Origin of the sequence: Streptomyces sp. NPDC058239 (assembly GCF_042882185.1) — a bacterium.
Classification (GTDB): domain Bacteria; phylum Actinomycetota; class Actinomycetes; order Streptomycetales; family Streptomycetaceae; genus Streptomyces.
On record NZ_JBHVWS010000039.1, the window covers coordinates 78085 to 92112 of the forward strand.

18 protein-coding genes are annotated in these 14028 nt (G+C 68.9%); 1 reads left to right on the forward strand and 17 read right to left on the reverse strand.

Annotated elements, in window-relative coordinates:
- Window positions 1–123 precede the first annotated feature (123 nt).
- From ACFVYE_RS32485 to ACFVYE_RS32560, 16 genes are all read right to left on the reverse strand, one after another.
- A complete protein-coding gene (locus ACFVYE_RS32485; RefSeq protein ID WP_389607951.1) occupies window positions 124–684 on the reverse strand; it encodes a hypothetical protein in 561 nt (186 codons plus the stop codon).
- A gap of 101 nt (window positions 685–785) precedes the next feature.
- Window positions 786–1265, reverse strand: coding sequence for a hypothetical protein (locus ACFVYE_RS32490; protein WP_389607952.1), 480 nt, complete (start codon window positions 1263–1265; stop codon window positions 786–788).
- Window positions 1266–1401: 136 nt separating this feature from the next.
- Entirely contained in the window at window positions 1402–1851 is a 450-nt protein-coding gene (locus ACFVYE_RS32495; RefSeq protein ID WP_389607953.1) for a hypothetical protein, read from the reverse strand.
- Window positions 1848–2237 (reverse strand): HK97 gp10 family phage protein, encoded by a 390-nt coding sequence (locus tag ACFVYE_RS32500; RefSeq protein WP_389607954.1) that lies wholly within the window; start codon window positions 2235–2237, stop codon window positions 1848–1850. Before ACFVYE_RS32500 ends, ACFVYE_RS32495 begins: the two co-directional genes overlap by 4 nt.
- Window positions 2234–2692 (reverse strand): DUF6093 family protein, encoded by a 459-nt coding sequence (locus ACFVYE_RS32505; protein ID WP_389607955.1) that lies wholly within the window; start codon window positions 2690–2692, stop codon window positions 2234–2236. Before ACFVYE_RS32505 ends, ACFVYE_RS32500 begins: the two co-directional genes overlap by 4 nt.
- Complete coding sequence (locus ACFVYE_RS32510) at window positions 2692–3069, reverse strand: hypothetical protein (protein ID WP_389607956.1); 378 nt, start codon at window positions 3067–3069, stop codon at window positions 2692–2694. The genes ACFVYE_RS32505 and ACFVYE_RS32510 overlap by 1 nt, the downstream gene beginning before the upstream one ends.
- Complete coding sequence (locus tag ACFVYE_RS32515; protein ID WP_389607957.1) at window positions 3066–3620, reverse strand: 3'-5' exoribonuclease domain-containing protein; 555 nt, start codon at window positions 3618–3620, stop codon at window positions 3066–3068. Before ACFVYE_RS32515 ends, ACFVYE_RS32510 begins: the two co-directional genes overlap by 4 nt.
- Entirely contained in the window at window positions 3617–4447 is an 831-nt protein-coding gene (locus ACFVYE_RS32520) for a hypothetical protein (RefSeq protein WP_389607958.1), read from the reverse strand. Before ACFVYE_RS32520 ends, ACFVYE_RS32515 begins: the two co-directional genes overlap by 4 nt.
- Window positions 4444–4725 (reverse strand): hypothetical protein, encoded by a 282-nt coding sequence (locus tag ACFVYE_RS32525; RefSeq protein ID WP_389607959.1) that lies wholly within the window; start codon window positions 4723–4725, stop codon window positions 4444–4446. The genes ACFVYE_RS32520 and ACFVYE_RS32525 overlap by 4 nt, the downstream gene beginning before the upstream one ends.
- 144 nt (window positions 4726–4869) lie before the next feature.
- On the reverse strand, window positions 4870–5244 hold the full coding sequence (locus tag ACFVYE_RS32530; protein ID WP_389607960.1) for a hypothetical protein: 375 nt from the start codon (window positions 5242–5244) through the stop codon (window positions 4870–4872).
- A 3-nt stretch (window positions 5245–5247) separates the two neighbouring features.
- Window positions 5248–6315 (reverse strand): major capsid protein, encoded by a 1068-nt coding sequence (locus tag ACFVYE_RS32535; RefSeq protein WP_389607961.1) that lies wholly within the window; start codon window positions 6313–6315, stop codon window positions 5248–5250.
- A 13-nt stretch (window positions 6316–6328) separates the two neighbouring features.
- Window positions 6329–7063 (reverse strand): hypothetical protein, encoded by a 735-nt coding sequence (locus tag ACFVYE_RS32540; RefSeq protein WP_389607962.1) that lies wholly within the window; start codon window positions 7061–7063, stop codon window positions 6329–6331.
- A gap of 103 nt (window positions 7064–7166) precedes the next feature.
- Window positions 7167–7988 (reverse strand): hypothetical protein, encoded by an 822-nt coding sequence (locus ACFVYE_RS32545; protein ID WP_389607963.1) that lies wholly within the window; start codon window positions 7986–7988, stop codon window positions 7167–7169.
- Window positions 7989–8049: 61 nt separating this feature from the next.
- Window positions 8050–9921: a hypothetical protein gene (locus ACFVYE_RS32550; RefSeq protein ID WP_389607964.1), complete on the reverse strand. Its 1872-nt coding sequence runs from the start codon at window positions 9919–9921 to the stop codon at window positions 8050–8052.
- A gap of 597 nt (window positions 9922–10518) precedes the next feature.
- Window positions 10519–12096: a terminase large subunit domain-containing protein gene (locus tag ACFVYE_RS32555; RefSeq protein ID WP_389607965.1), complete on the reverse strand. Its 1578-nt coding sequence runs from the start codon at window positions 12094–12096 to the stop codon at window positions 10519–10521.
- A complete protein-coding gene (locus tag ACFVYE_RS32560) occupies window positions 12077–12601 on the reverse strand; it encodes a hypothetical protein (protein WP_389607966.1) in 525 nt (174 codons plus the stop codon). The genes ACFVYE_RS32555 and ACFVYE_RS32560 overlap by 20 nt, the downstream gene beginning before the upstream one ends.
- A 112-nt stretch (window positions 12602–12713) precedes the next feature.
- Between ACFVYE_RS32560 and ACFVYE_RS32565 the strand changes: the two genes are divergently transcribed.
- Window positions 12714–13370, forward strand: a complete 657-nt coding sequence (locus tag ACFVYE_RS32565) for a hypothetical protein (protein ID WP_389607967.1) — start codon at window positions 12714–12716, stop codon at window positions 13368–13370.
- A gap of 215 nt (window positions 13371–13585) precedes the next feature.
- Here ACFVYE_RS32565 and ACFVYE_RS32570 read toward each other — a convergent pair.
- A partial coding sequence (locus ACFVYE_RS32570; protein ID WP_389607968.1) for a protein kilB occupies window positions 13586–14028 on the reverse strand: 443 nt, incomplete at its 5' end.

Below are 14028 nucleotides of genomic sequence, written 5' to 3' on the forward strand. Positions count from 1 at the left end.
AGGCCAGGGCTTTGGACCGGTCCTTCGGCGTCCACGTGCCGTCCCCTGCCCCTTTGAACTGGGAGTGGGGAATGCCGAACTCGTGGCAGAGTTCCAGCTCGGCGCGCAGGACGTCATCGGCGATCAGCCTTTTCCCAGGTCCATGCGCTCCTCACGCTGCACCCCGAATGCGGCGTTGAGAAGGGCTTCGGCTTCGGCCTGCGACCAGTCGTCGAGAAACTGCGTGGCGTCGTCTTCCGTGATTCCGTCCAGCGACGACGCGGCGATGAGAACGGGGCCGAGGGTGTCCAGGTTGAACGCGTAGCCGTCCTCGGCCTGGTCCTCGGTCGGCGGGTGCGCGGCGAGGAGTTCCTTGTACGTCTTGCGGTCCAGGGCCTGGAACCGGAGCACGATCGACGCCTCGTCAACGGCTGCCTGGGCCTTGGTGAGGGCGGCTGCGGCGGCGCGCACGGTGGCCTTCGCAGCCTCGTCCTCGGGGGCCCGGTCAGCTTCGGCCTGCGCCTGCTGGTGGACGAACCGCGCTTCGGCAAGGGCTTCCTTGACGTCGTGGTCGTCGCAGATGGTCAGGCGGACGGTCGGCCGGGTGCGGTTCAGGAGCCGCTCCCTGGTGGCAGCCCAGTGGGCGTCGGCCGCCACTGCGGCGGCGGGCGGCTTGGGCGCGGCGGTCTTTCGTGCAGTGGTCATGAGGTGGGTCCTCCGTCAGGGGAAGGGGGGCCCGGCCGGGCGCCGTGCGGCGCCCCTTCCCGAACACTGCTCGGGCCCGGCCGGGAGCTGAGAGGGGCAGATCAGGTCGCGGCGGGTACCGCGGCGCCCTGAAGCGGCCGGGAGGTGATGCTGCACGTCACCGTGAACTTCGCGGCCTCGTTGTCGGCGGTGTACTGCGGCGACTGGGAGGCGACACGGATCGGGAAGACGTCCATGCTCTTGTTCGTCGGGACGTCGCCCTTGCGGAAGATGACGACGTACCCGACGGTGCCCTTGGCGAGCATCTCTTCGATGTCGGAGTCGACTTCGTCCTCGTAGAACGTGAACGTGCTGGTGTCGGCCTTGTCCGAGCCGGGGATCGTCGAGTCGTAGGTGTCCGCCATATTCGGCGTCTCGATCTCATTGTTCTGGACGGTCCAGCCGTCCATCGCGGCGATCTGCTCCGAGAACTCGGTACCGGCGGTGATCTCGGCACGGGTCGGAATCATGGTGGTGGCGGTGATGGTCTCGAGGAAGAAAAACTTCGACGTTCCTCGCCGCATGTACTTCTTGACCGGCATGGGATGGACCCCTTGTCCCGGGGCGATCCGGCAGTGCGGACCCGGCCCCTTACACGTGGTGTGCGGGTGCGGCCACCTGCGTGGGTGGCGTCCGCGTGGGATCCCGCCGCGGTGCGGTAAGAAGGCCTGACCGGGGTCAGATTGAGGTCAGGTCGAACCTGAACCTCTGTGCGTAACTCATGATGGCATCGGCTGGATCATTCGTTCCCCCCGGTTCGGTGTCGAGGCTGCGCCCGATCACCCTGGCGCCGGGGATGGTGAGTTCGTTGACCCACAGGCCGGTTGCCGGGTCGCGGCCGAGGATCGCGGTGCGCGCAAGGTCCGCCATCCACTCGGCCTGGTCCGCCACCCCGTACGAGTCAGGGTTTGCGGGGTCGGGGCCGGACACGGACGTCACCTGATAGACCAGGGTGGAGTCCTCGTTCAGGTCGGAGAAGGGCGCTCCGTCGGTCTGGGCGGTGACCCCGTACAGCAGGTAGTACGGCGGACTGGTGTCCTTCGGTTTGCGGCCGCGGCCGACCGGAATCCTGGTGGCGGACGTGAGCAGCGCGGACAGCGCCATCGTTACGGGCAGGCGTGCGATCACGACAGCACCTCCGATACGGCGCCCAACATCTGTTCCCGCAGCACCGCCTCCATGCGCGGGATGGCGGGTCCGACGTGCGGATAGGGCGGCTGGAAGAAGTGGCGGCCAATGCTGTCCGTCATGTCCCAGAACCCGAACTCCAGGCGGCGCCCCTGCGGTGCGTTCGTGCCGATGGTGCACTGCGCGCCGTACGGGATGGTGCGGCCGACGACTTCCCACGACGAGCGGTACTTCCCGGTGATGACGTTCGGCCCAGGCCGCCCGGTGGCGTTGGCCCGGATCATGCCGCGGCCGAGCTCGGCGGTGTGCACGACCCGGCGGGCTATGGCATCGCCAAGCTGGTCGGCGGCGTCCTCGAGCCGGTCGGCGAGTTCGTCAGGTGTCACGGGGCACCGCCTGCGGTCGACGGCAGAGTGTTCTGGTCCAGGGGTGTCTTGCGGACGACTTCGACGGTGCTGGCCATGCCCGGCCCGGCACACGTCCACGTCCGGCCGAGGAGTGCGGTGCGGGACGGGTCGTGGACGGCCACGACCGACGCCAGGGCGTTCTCCGGAGGGACGGGTGCCGTCAGCGGTGTCAGGAGGAAGTACGACAGCTTGGCCTGCTGCGTCCAGGGCTGCACGGCATCCTGGACCGCTGCTCGCTCTGTCGTTCCGCTGGACGGGACCACAGCGCCCGGGCCCTCGTAGAGGACGTCGCCCTCTGGGTACTCGAGCTGCCCAGTGGTCGTGTTCAGGACGGGTTCGCCGGTGGCGGGCAGGGTGATGCGCACGGTGTCGATCAGAAGGGTTTTCCCGATCCACCGTGTGACGCCGGCGAGCGCCTGGTCGAGGCCGGCCATCAGGTTTTCCCCTGCGCCCAGTCGGCAAGCTGCGCCAGGATCGCCCGGGTGACCTCGTGCTTGCTGCCGTCGAGGTCGTCGCGGGCCAACGCGGCCTGCTGGAGGGAGCCCGGGTCGACGTTGGCGAGGAACGCGGCGACCGCTTCCCCTGGGTCCGTCTGGTCACCGATCGCCACGTGGGCGAGGCCTTCGAAGTCGAGTCCCCGGTGGGGGGTGGCGTAGAGGACAAGGAGCGGTGCCGCACCGACGCGGTGCTCCAGGTTGTAGCCCTGGACCGACCTGCTGATGTCGGTGCCGTCGATCGCCACGGTGCCCATGCCGCCGTCGGCAGTGATGCGGACGTGACGGGGCTCGTCGGCCATGCTCGGGGCGGTCATCGGCCCTCCCCCGCGCGGGCAACCAGCCATCGTCGAACCGCCTGGTTGTGGCGGGCATCGGCGAGGGCGTTGTGCTCAACGCTCTCCTGCTTCGGCAGGTCGTCCCAGGCGAGCCCCTGCCGGGATCGCTCCTGCTGAATGTCGTGGGTGAACATCGGCACGCCATCGGGGAGCGCGATCATCGGCCCCCAGAGCTGCGCGAGCGCAACGTGGTCGTAGGCCCCGTAGTTCGCCCACAGTTCGACGTCCGGCCCAGCGTCCTGGATGAAGGCGGCCACCTCTGCAGCGATGGTCTTGCGGGCCTTCACCGTCGGGTCGAAGTAGTCGATCAGCCACCTACGCGGCACGTGGTTTCGGCGGTCTCCGCGCCCGCGGGGCAGATGCGGGACGACATTCGCCATGAGCCACTCGTGCTTTCGGATGCGCTTCACAGGCATGTCCGAGTTCACGGCGTAGTACTCGCGGCCGTCGTCACAGACCATGCCGATGGAGATCAGCTCGATCGTCCGGCCGTCTTCCAGGAATTCCAGGTCGTAGTCGATGGCGGTCATGCGAGTCCTCCGAGGGCGGGGCGTTCGAAGTGCGGCAAAAACTCCCTCACACAGCGGGCGTGAGCTGTGGGGTGGGCGAGGGCGTCGTCGATGTCGCGGATGGTGCCGTCGGCCCGGTCCGGGTCCTTGTGCGAAGTCCATCCGCAGTCGGCGCCGTCGCGTACCTTGACCTGGGTGCAGGCGAGCTGTTCGTAGGCGGTGGCGATGGCCCCGGCGTTGGCGGTGGTCACGGCCTGCCAGGCAATGGCTGCGCCCGCCCACGATTCGACGGGGTGCCGTGCGTCGTTGGCGTAGATGACAGTTCCCAGCGGGTGTTCCTCGCGCAGGGTGTCGCGGTTGAACGATCCGTATTCGAAGCGGCTAGCGCGGGCGCGGGCGGCGTCCACGGCGGCGCGCAGGAACGCCTGGGCGCGGCGGATCACTTCCTGCAGTCGGCCCATGAGGTCGGCGTAGTACTGGGAGGACAGGGTGGTGATGGCGCTCTGATGGCGGGTGGTCCAGGACCACATGCGGCGTGGCCGGTCGGCCCGGTCGAGCATGCCGAACGCGCCCTCGCGGTAGGCGAGGGGTAGGTCGGTTGCGGCCCAGCGTTCGGTGAATGCTCCGACGGCCCGGTTGAAGTCGGCGAGGCTGCGCTGGAAGGCGAGCTGCGCGGCACGGATGCGAGCGGAGGCGCTGCGCCCGGGCCGGATCGCGGCGAGCGCGTCCAGGAGCCGGTTCTGTGCGGTCGTAAGGATCCGCCACGCTGCGGTGATGCGGCTGGTGGCGTCACTGATGAACGCCATCAGCCGGGCGCGCAGGGTGCGGCGGCGGGTGGGGGTGGTCATCGGCGCGGCCGTTCCACCAGCTGGATGATGCCGAAGTCGCCGTCGTCATCAGCGTCAGGGTCTGCGGGATCGTCCGGGGCAGGCGGCTCTCCAGCCTCAAGCGTGGTGATCTGCCGTTCGTACGCGGCGATGTTCGCGGCCACGTTGATGGAGACGACGCCAGGAACCGATACGGAGCCTGGCGAGGAAAGGAGCTCGGAGAGGCGTTCGCGGACGACCTCGAGAGCGACGGCCCGCGCGGTGCCGAGGCGGGTGTAGCGCAGTTCCAGATCTGCCACGTCGGTTCCGCGGCCCAACTGGGAGAGCAACCAGGCTTGTACGGCTGTGTCCACCAGGTCCTCCGGTCGGGTGTGGGGGCGGGAAGGGGAGCAGGTGCGGGCCCGGCCTCTGGCGCCCCACCAGGGGGCCGGGCCCGCCACCACTTACTGGCCGCTGGTGCCCTCAGCAGCGGCCGTCCGGCCCCGGGCCGGCTTTCGGGCCGCCGTCTTACGGGCGGCCGGCTTGGTGTCCTCGGAGTCGTCGCCCTCGTCGGGCATCTCGTCATCGGACGGGGTGTCAGCGGCGCCGGAATCCTCCGAGCCGCCGCCAGAGGCGCCGCTCGGGTCGCTTCCGGAAGGGCCGCTGTCGCCCTCGGTCTTGGCCTTGGGCAGGCGCGGGAGCTTCCCGTCGACCCACGCGGCCGGGTTCGTCACCAGCGCGGCCAGGCGCGGCTCCGGGCTGGTGCCCGGGGCCAGTTCCGCCGTCTGGTGCGTGTCCGGGTCCGTGACGTACACGGTCCCCTTCAGCTGGGCGACCATGGGTCACCACACCGTCGCGGCGATGTGGATGTCCGGGACGTACATGACCGGCAGGGCGGCGGCGGAGCCCTTCGTCCACACCTGCGGCGGGTCGTCCTGGTAGCCGCGGGTGACGACGATGCCGGGTGCCTCTTCCCGCACGATGGCGGGGTTGCCGCCCTTGGAGAGGATGAGTCCGTCGGCGGTGAGCCCGTACTGGGTCTCGGCCCACTGGGTGGGGTTCGGCGGCAGCAGGAAGAACATGTTGTCGGGGAGGACGCGGACGTCGGTGCCGTTGTCGAGCTCGATCTTCACGTCGTACCGGGTGATCGGCGGGAGGCCGTACCGGGCGCGGACGACGTCGACCTCGTTGGGGGCGAGGACGGCGGTGGGGATGGTCGACGCGGAGTTCACCGACCCGTAGTACGCGGCCCGGTAGGAGTTGTTGCTCATCATCAGGGCCCACGTCTTGTACGACGTCAGCGCGCGGGCCGGCTCGGGGGCGCCGGAGGAGCGCAGGACCTCCATCCACCGCATCTCGTCGCCGAGGATGTCGGCGGTCGGGTCGGTCCACGCGGTGGGCGCGGTCGGCATGTTCGCGGCCGGTACGGCGTAGTCGGCCTCGATGGTGAGGCCGTTCTCGCCGACAAGGGTGAACTTGCCGTCCTTGAGGAGGTCGCCGACGGCGAGCTCGAGGCGCTTCTTGATGGACAGGACGTGGGCGCCGACGTCGTCGTAAACAGCGTTCACGAGGTCCCGGCTGTCCATGCCGCGGTCGAGGTTTTCGAGGATGGTCTCGAACTCTCCGACGATGTACTTCTGCCCCAGGGGCAGGAGCTTGCCGGAGGTCGCGAACTGCGTGATCTCGCGGGTGGCGACCTTCGTCTGCGCGTCCCACGCCCGGTAGGAGGCGGCGGCGATACGTCGCCGGTTGCCGCGGGTCTCCCACTTCACGGAGTCGATGGTCCGCTCGGGCATGACGGACAGCGTCAGCGCGTAGTCCGCCGGTGTCTGAACCGCGCGGGCGAACGCCTGGATCTCGGTGGGGCTGATGTCGCGGAGCAGGAGCTCCATCATGTCGTCTGTTGCCATGGTGGGCTGCTCCTCAGACCTTGTAGATGAACTGGGTGTTGGATCCGGCGGGGACGTCCTTCGGGTCGAAGGCGACCGGGAGCTTGGCCACGTCGATCTGGCCGTGGACCATCAGCGGTGCGGCGCACTTAGTGGACGTCGGGAAGAAGCTGACCTCGGTGAAGAGGAACCCGGCGAAGAGCTGCGTGCCGTCCGACGCGGTCGCGGTGCCACCGGCGGTGGCGGTGGCCATGGTGACGCCGGGGGTGGTGCCGCCGGTCAGGGACGCGGTCGCGGTGAGCGAGGCGACGTTGTCACCGAGGAGGGTCCCGCCGAACGTCAGCGTGTACGGGCCGCCCGCGTTCCCGGTGACGACGACGTCGCCGGGTGCCAGGTTCGACAGGGCGATGAGCGCGGCCTGCACGGTGGCGGCGGTCGCGTTGTAGGCGATGGCGGCGGTGGTCTGCCCGTTGTACGTGAGGGTGAACGTGCCGCCGGTCGGTGCGCCGGTGATGGTGGCCGTCTGGACCTCGTTGGTGAGCGCGGCGTACGGCTCGTACAGGCCGGACGTGGCGTTCTTCCCGAGGGGAATGCCGGAGCGCAGCTTCCGCTCGGGCTGGTACTTCGACGCCTCCGTCCAGTGGAGGGTCTGGTCGAACGCGGTGAGGTCGAGGGTGATCGTCTGGTTGGCTTCGATGCCGAGCATGCTCATCAGCCACGGGCGGCCGATGGCGAGGGTCTCGGTGCTGGTGTACGGCTGGATGTCCACGCCGTAGCCCCTTTCGCGAGTGTTCGCGGAATGTGAGAGGGCACCTGCTGGGTGCCGTCCACGGGGGGTGAGGGCGTGGTCCCTGGTCTACGGGTGGTACTGGTCAGGCAGCGTCGTCCGTGCGCAGCCCCATGGCGCGGGCGCGTTCGCGGGCGGCTTCCTGGATCGCGTCCTTGCTGCCAGTGGGGGTGCGCGGTGGCGGGCCGCCGGCCGGGGCGCCACCGGGCGCCGGGGGCAGGGTCTGCGGGGCGGGCGCGCCGCCGAAGTCGCCGGGGCGGCGGGCCTTGAGAGCCTCGGCCTTCTCCCGGATCTGGTCGTCGGTCGGCTGGTCGATGCCGTGGAGGTCGTTGCGGAGCAGCGCGGTGACGTCGGCAAGGTCGTCGGGGTTCGCGCCGAGCCGGATGAGGGCCATCTGCTGCTGCACCTGGAGGGCGAGCGCGTTGGCGGCGGCGGCCTTCGTTTCGGCGTCGGCGACCTGCTGGGCCGCGGCGGTGGCGGCGGCCTGGGCGTCGGCCTCGCGGCGTTCGACGTCGCTCATGCGTTGCCGGTTCGCTTCGCTGGCGTCCTTGATGAGCTTGCCGACCTGCTCGAGGTCGACCTGGTCGGGGTTCAGACCGGCGGACTCGGCGAGGGCGCGCAGGGCGCTGCGGCGTCCCTCTTCCTTCTCCGACGCCATGATGGTGTTCAGGCGGCGCTGGGTGAAGGTGACCTTCTCGTCGTCGGGGTCGACGGACGGGGCCGGTGCAGGTGCGGGAGGTGCGGTGCGGGCCGCGAGTTCAGCGGGCGTCGGTACCGGCGCCGGAGCAGCAGGCGGGGTGCCGCCGCCGTCGTTGTAGAACACCCCGAGACCGGCGACGCCGGTGTACGGGTGCACCCACGCCGATCGGATGGCGGGGATGTTGTGGTGCTGCGTGGGGCGACGCATGAGCGCAAGTCCTCCCAGACTCGTACCAGGCCCCGCGCCTTGATCCAAGGAAAGCATGGGATCACTCATTCGCTCCCCCTGCTCCCCCGCTGCCCTGGAACGCCGGGTCGTCTGTCTGCTCGTCGGCGGGGACCGTGGGTAGCTGGACGGCGGGCGCGGCGAGCTCGTCGGGGGCCTGGCGGCCGAGGAATGCGGCGACTTCGTCGGGGTTGCCGAGGGCGTCGGCGAGGAGGCGGGCCTGCTCGAAGCTGCGCGATTCGATCTGCTCGATCTCCTTCTCCGCATCCTCGATCGGCCACCCGGCTTCGGTGAGCATGCGGATCGCGGTCTCGAGGCTGATGACCTGCGCCTTGTACGCGGTGGTGACCTGCTCGAGCGCGGCCGCCTTGTCGGTCGGCGTGTACGGGCCGCGAACCAGCTTCGCCGGGAGCGGGGTGATACCGCCCCAGTCGGGGTGCTGCCCGGCGATGAACAGGCGCTGCACGAACCGGAGCAGCAGCATGTCCTTGTGGGCGCGGGCAAGCCGCATCCCCCCGATGAGGGAGTCCAGCGGGCCGAGGGACAGTTCCAGGGCGTACCCGGACGGGACCTTGGAGGGGTCCATGGTGCCAAGGGATACGGCGGGAAGCCGTACGACGTTCGCGGCCCGGTCGGCGAGGTCGTGCCCGTGCTCACGGAGTTCACGGAGCGCCGGCGACGTGTCGACAGTGGTGAGCCTGCCGTTTTCGCCGAGCTTGAACATGGCGCCGGGGCCGACGTTGTACTGCTGCTTGGGGTCAGTGACGCCGGAGATGCCGATCATTGGAAGGCCGGTGGTCGCAGACGCGCGGGCGGCATCGGTGTCGGTGGATGCCAGCTCATCGAACGCCTGCAGCGCCTTCGCCAGGCTGCTCTGTCCCCAGTGTTCCTCGGCCGGCGGGACCGTGTTCGGGGTGTGGAGGATCGGAATGAAGTCCAGGTACAGGTCCAGGTGGTCGAGGACCTCCCCCGCCCCGTTGGTCGCGAAGTGCGCCTTGTCCATGGGCAGGGTGTCAACGTCGACCGGGCCCTTAAGGTCTCCGAGTTCCCATGTGGCGTCGGTGAGGTAGCAGGTCCGGTAGGTCGGCCGGTCGTTCCACGGGTACAGGCGCGAGATCCCGCCCTGTGCGTCGACCTGGTCCCCCTGGCCGATCACGGGTACGGACGGACTGTCGTTGGTGGCCTCGGACATGACGGGGGCTCGGACAGCCCGCCCCTGCCGGTCGACGCCGGGTGCGGTGGCCGGGCGGATCCAGTCCATCTCGTACGTGATCCGGCGCAGGCGGGCCTTGAGGCCGCGCTTCGGGTCCTCGGGAAGGTCCCAGGCGAGGTGGACACGTTCGGGGAAGTCGGCGCCGTCCCCGTCCTCGGGCAAGACCGGAAAATAGAATCCGGGGTCGTAGGTGCGCAGGCGAGGGCGCTGCTTGTCCGGGTCCCAGTACAGGAGATACACCCCGTCCCCGAGACCGACGGCCTTCCGCTCGCACTGGAGCATCCGCATCGGCAGGAGCTCGTCCTCCGCCCATGTACGGAGGAGGGTCTGTACCCGCTCGGCCGCCGCGGCTTCGGTTTCACTGTCGGCGTCGGTCTGCTCAGCCCCAGGCACGGTGATGTGCTGCTCCCGGCCCATGACGTGGGCGACGAGCGTGTCGATGAACATCGACGGGTCGCCGAACTCGCGGCGTTCGCGCGCAGACGGCCCGTCCCTCAGCTCGGCAAGCTCAGAGGCCTGGTTGTTGTCGTAGGCGGCGAGCAGCTTGTACGCGGACAGGCGGCGTTCGTCGGCAGCCGGCACCCAGGAGGCGTGGGCTTCGGGGAACGCGCGACGGTTGGGCATGCCGAGGCCGGGGTCGCTGAAGATGGGCTTGTAGTTCAGCCACGACCACGCGTCGATGACCACCGACTTAAGGCCCACGGGGCACACCTCCGCACCAGGCCCCGCGCCATGTGATCAGGGTACGGGTGATGCGGCAGGGTGCTGCCCCTGCTCAATTCACGCAAGCCGGATTACCGCTTGAGCGTGATAATCCGTGATTGCGTCCACGGGGCTGACGCGCCCTCTAAAGTCAGTGTCCTGCGGCAGGTTCGTCCTCGTCAGGTTGTTCCGCTGTCCTCCCGTCGCCGCGGCCGGGAGGACAGGCCTCGCCCGGCTGTTCGCCATAGGAGGCCAGGGAGTCAGCATGCCTGAGGACGAACAGCCGGACTACACCAAATGGGCCTTCTACATCGCCCTGATCCAGTTACTGCTGGATCTGTGCGCTAGGTCCACTAGCTAGTCCGGCGTCCGCAGAAGTCGAGGCGGTGCCTGTTCTGATCAGTGCTGGTACCGCCTCGCACCTCACCCCAGCGCACTAGAGAGTGCGCTGGGGTGTGACATAGGCCAATGTAGCCATGTGACATTGGGTTTGCAGCGCCCCCCGGTGAATCTCCCCCGGATTGGTGGGCGAATTACAGTCCGGCAATGTCGGCACCTGCAATGTCGCAGACCAAATTCCCGGCAATGTTCACGTCGTCATCGGCGACCTGCCAGCCGCTGGTCGCTGTATGAGCTGCTCCCGACGGACGCCCCAGCAGGGTCGGCGAGCTCGGTAAGACCGTGCACAGCGGCATCCATGCGGTCCGGGGAGTCCATGCCAGGGATCCACGTGACCAGCTGCCCTTCAAGCTCGGTGTGCTCGCCGACGTGGTGGACGAGGCCCTGCTTGTAGAGCTGGGCGATCGGCTCGGCCCGCAGGCGCTTCCCCTGCTTCGCGTGGACCTCGATGATCGCGGGCATCAGCATCCGGTTCGTGCCGCCCTCCCGCTCGAGCTCGCTCCATGCCTGGCGGACGATCTGCGCGGCCATGTCGCCGCCGAAGTTCTTCTCGATGACGATGGCGTCGGCCTGTCGGTCGATCGCGAGCTGGCAGACCTCGGTGCCCCACGTCTCGGCGCCCATGTTCCGTGAGCGGTCGTCGAGGACGTAAAGGTGGCCTTCGGCGTCACGGGCTGCGCAGACGAGGCCGACTTCGTCGTTGCCTGCAGAATCACGGCGGACGGTGTCGCCGCCAGCGGTGTCGACTGCGACGACGACGCGGGTGGGTGTAATGCCCGGCCAGGCTTTGGGGTCAGTGCGGTTGTTGGTGATCCACGCCCACTTCCACACGCCACCTTCGAGGGGGCGGGGCTTCTGCTGGTACATGGCGTACCAGATGCGTTCACCAAGGGTCTGGCGGGTGTCTGCGAGGTCGGCTTCGTCGTACTGGCTGGGCCAGAGGGCCTGTCCGAGGCTGCGCCCGAGGGCGTCGTTGGCGTTGTCCGCGATGGCGGGCAGGTCGATCTGGATCCATCGTTCGGGTTCGTGGGCGAGGAGCCGGCCGGAGAGGTCGTCTTCGTGCCACCTGGTGTTGATCAGCAGGATGGAGGCGCCGGGGGCGCGGCGGGTGTAGAAGACGGAGCGGTACCAGTCGTAGACGCGGTCGCGCTGGGCTGGGCTTCCGGAGTCGTCGTTGCCTTTGAAGGGGTCGTCGATGATGCCGAGGTTGAAGCCCTTGCCGGTAAGGCCGCCTCCGACGCCTGCGGTGACCATGCCGCCGGTGACGGATGAGCCGCGGCGCTGCTCGAGGTCGAAGCGGTTCGCGGCGTGGGAGCCGGAGTGCAGGCGGATGCCGAGCGCCGTGGGGTATTCGCGGAGTTGGTCTCGTACCCACCGTCCGTGCCCTTCGGCGAGGTCGGCACCGTAGGAGGCGATCATGACGCGGTGCTCGGGGTGGCGCCGCAGGTACCAGAGGGGTCCCCAGCGCGAGGCCCGCTGGCTCTTTCCGTGACGCGGCGGCATCGTCAGCATGACCTGCAGCTTCTCCCCGGCAGCGATGCGCTGGAACGCCTGGTCGATCAGGTTCAGGTGCGGCGCCTGAAGTTCACGGCCTTCGGTGAGGACGGACGCCATGGCTCCGGGAGACCGGTCCATGGCCATGTTCCGCTCGACCGCCATGAGTTTGCGCCGCTGGTCCGGGGTGGCGCGGGCGGCGACGAGGTACCGCTGCTCGGCAGGCAGGGAGCGGTACTCGTTGAGGAACTCCTGGTGCCGCCTACTGATCGTCGTCGTCATCGTCGTCTGGCTCGTCGCCTGCGCTGTCCTCTTCCTCGTCTTCGTCGTCGTGTCCAAAGTCGGGTACTTCGGCGCCCGGCTGGTCGGAGATGGCGATGAGGGTGCGCAGCTCGGTCAGGTCGCCGCTGCTGAAGGGGATGTCGCCGCCGTCGGGGCCGGAGATCTCGGTGCGGACGGGAACCTTGACGCCGAGGAGGTCGGACAGGTCGGAGATCAGTTTCCGGGCGGTCTCGGATGCCTTCGGTTCGCCGGAGATCGCGTCGGGCCATACGCCGAGCAGGAGCGTCTCGAGGCGTCCCCGCTGGACTTCGCGGTACAGCTCGGCTTCCTGGATCTCGAGCTCACGAGCCTTACGGATGATGCGGCTGAGGTCCTTGGACGCGGTGGAGCGCGTCATACCGAAGTGTTCGGCGATCTGCGTGACCGACTTCCCGCTGAGCTTCATGCGCAGCATCTCGGTGCGGCGCTGTGCGGTGTCGGCTTGCTTGGCTCTGGAGGCTGGCATGGCGGTCGGGGCTCCCGCTTGTGTGGTTGTCAGGCCCCGCGCCTGTTACTGATGATCCCTGATGTGGGGGTTTTCCTTCCCCCTGCCCGGTCTGGGTGGCATCCTGCGCGCCATGAGGCATATGCGTGGGGTGGGGGCTGCTGTGGCGGGTATCGCTGCGGCAGCCGTGTTGTCGGGGTGCGGCGGGGATGGCGGTAATGACGCGAAACCGGCCGCCAGCCCGTCGGCGAAGTCGAGTGCGCCTGCGGCGGAGCCGGCCGTTGAGGAGCCGGCGACTCCGGAGGATGAGATCGACCAGCTGGCGGCTGAGAAGGGCTGGATGCCCGGCGAGTCGGCGTCTGCGTATGTGGCGGACATCTGCGCGTCGCTCCCAGAACGGAAGGCCGTGGACAGCGATCCGGCTGAGTGGCTGATGATGCGGAAGCCAAGTGAGGACGAGGCGGCGGTACTGAAAGCTGGGGTGCCGAAGCTGTGCCCCAAGTGGTCAAAGACTGTGGCGAAGGCGCTGGGTGGTGAGGCGGCCCGGTCGTACTCGGGTGGCACGTACAAGGTGAAGGCGGATCCGGGGACGGATGAGAACTCGATCGCGCCGGGCACGTACCGGACGGCGGGCGCTCTCGAGGACTGTTACTGGGAGCGGACGTCAAAGGCTGGGAAGATCCTGGACAACTCGTTCTCCACGTCGGCGCAGGAGATCACGGTGACGATCCGGGCGACGGATGGTCAGTTCACTACGCGGGACTGCGGAGTCTGGAAGCCCGTCAAGTAGCTGAGAACAGACTTCGGCCCCGCCAGCTCGGGGGGTGGCTGGTGGGGCCGGGTTGAGCCCTGTGCAGCGGGGTTGCCGCGGGTGGGGCTCGGGGGGTGGTGTGTGGCACGGCCTGGCCGGGGAGTGGGCGCGGGGACACCGGGGCTCCCTGGCCGGCCGTGCTCTTCAATCGTGGCGTATGGGTGGGGGTTTGTCCGGGCTGCTCTTCCCCCGGTTCAGGTGGCAACTGCGACCCCTGCGGTGGTGACGAACCGGTCGGCCTGCTGGATGGCGTGCTCGCGGGATTCGGTGAGGGCGATTTCGTCGTCGGCGTTTCGAAGCTCGTAGGCGGCCCGGGCGGCGTCCTGGGCAGTGGTGGCGACGTCGGGGAGTAGGAGCTGAACGCGAAGGAGCGGCGCGGTGATGGCGGAGCGGGTGTTGTGGCTTTCGGCTCGGGCGGCGGCCCAGTCCTCGCCGCGCAGTCGGAGGTCTTCCCTTACCCACATGGCTCGCCGGTGGTCGGCGAGGGCGGTTGCTAATGCTTCGACGGCGGCCAGGCGTTCGGAACGGCGGGCCCGTCCGTCGGCGATGCGGAGCTGGGAGCGCTGGCTGAGGTGAGCAATGGCGGATCCGGCGAGGGTGCCGAGGACTGCGACGATGGTGGTGATCATGAGGGCGT

Excerpts from the sequence above, each read along its gene's own strand:
- ACFVYE_RS32485 (WP_389607951.1), bottom strand. The coding sequence starts at position 684 with ATGACCACTGCACGAAAGACCGCCGCGCCCAAGCCGCCCGCCGCCGCA.
- ACFVYE_RS32490 (WP_389607952.1), bottom strand. The coding sequence starts at position 1,265 with ATGCCGGTCAAGAAGTACATGCGGCGAGGAACGTCGAAGTTTTTCTTC.
- ACFVYE_RS32505 (WP_389607955.1), bottom strand. The coding sequence starts at position 2,692 with ATGGCCGGCCTCGACCAGGCGCTCGCCGGCGTCACACGGTGGATCGGG.
- ACFVYE_RS32510 (WP_389607956.1), bottom strand. The coding sequence starts at position 3,069 with ATGACCGCCCCGAGCATGGCCGACGAGCCCCGTCACGTCCGCATCACT.
- ACFVYE_RS32515 (WP_389607957.1), bottom strand. The coding sequence starts at position 3,620 with ATGACCGCCATCGACTACGACCTGGAATTCCTGGAAGACGGCCGGACG.
- ACFVYE_RS32520 (WP_389607958.1), bottom strand. The coding sequence starts at position 4,447 with ATGACCACCCCCACCCGCCGCCGCACCCTGCGCGCCCGGCTGATGGCG.
- ACFVYE_RS32530 (WP_389607960.1), bottom strand. The coding sequence starts at position 5,244 with ATGGTCGCCCAGCTGAAGGGGACCGTGTACGTCACGGACCCGGACACG.
- ACFVYE_RS32535 (WP_389607961.1), bottom strand. The coding sequence starts at position 6,315 with ATGGCAACAGACGACATGATGGAGCTCCTGCTCCGCGACATCAGCCCC.
- ACFVYE_RS32545 (WP_389607963.1), bottom strand. The coding sequence starts at position 7,988 with ATGCGTCGCCCCACGCAGCACCACAACATCCCCGCCATCCGATCGGCG.
- ACFVYE_RS32555 (WP_389607965.1), bottom strand. The coding sequence starts at position 12,096 with ATGACGACGACGATCAGTAGGCGGCACCAGGAGTTCCTCAACGAGTAC.
- ACFVYE_RS32560 (WP_389607966.1), bottom strand. The coding sequence starts at position 12,601 with ATGCCAGCCTCCAGAGCCAAGCAAGCCGACACCGCACAGCGCCGCACC.
- ACFVYE_RS32565 (WP_389607967.1), top strand. The coding sequence starts at position 12,714 with ATGAGGCATATGCGTGGGGTGGGGGCTGCTGTGGCGGGTATCGCTGCG.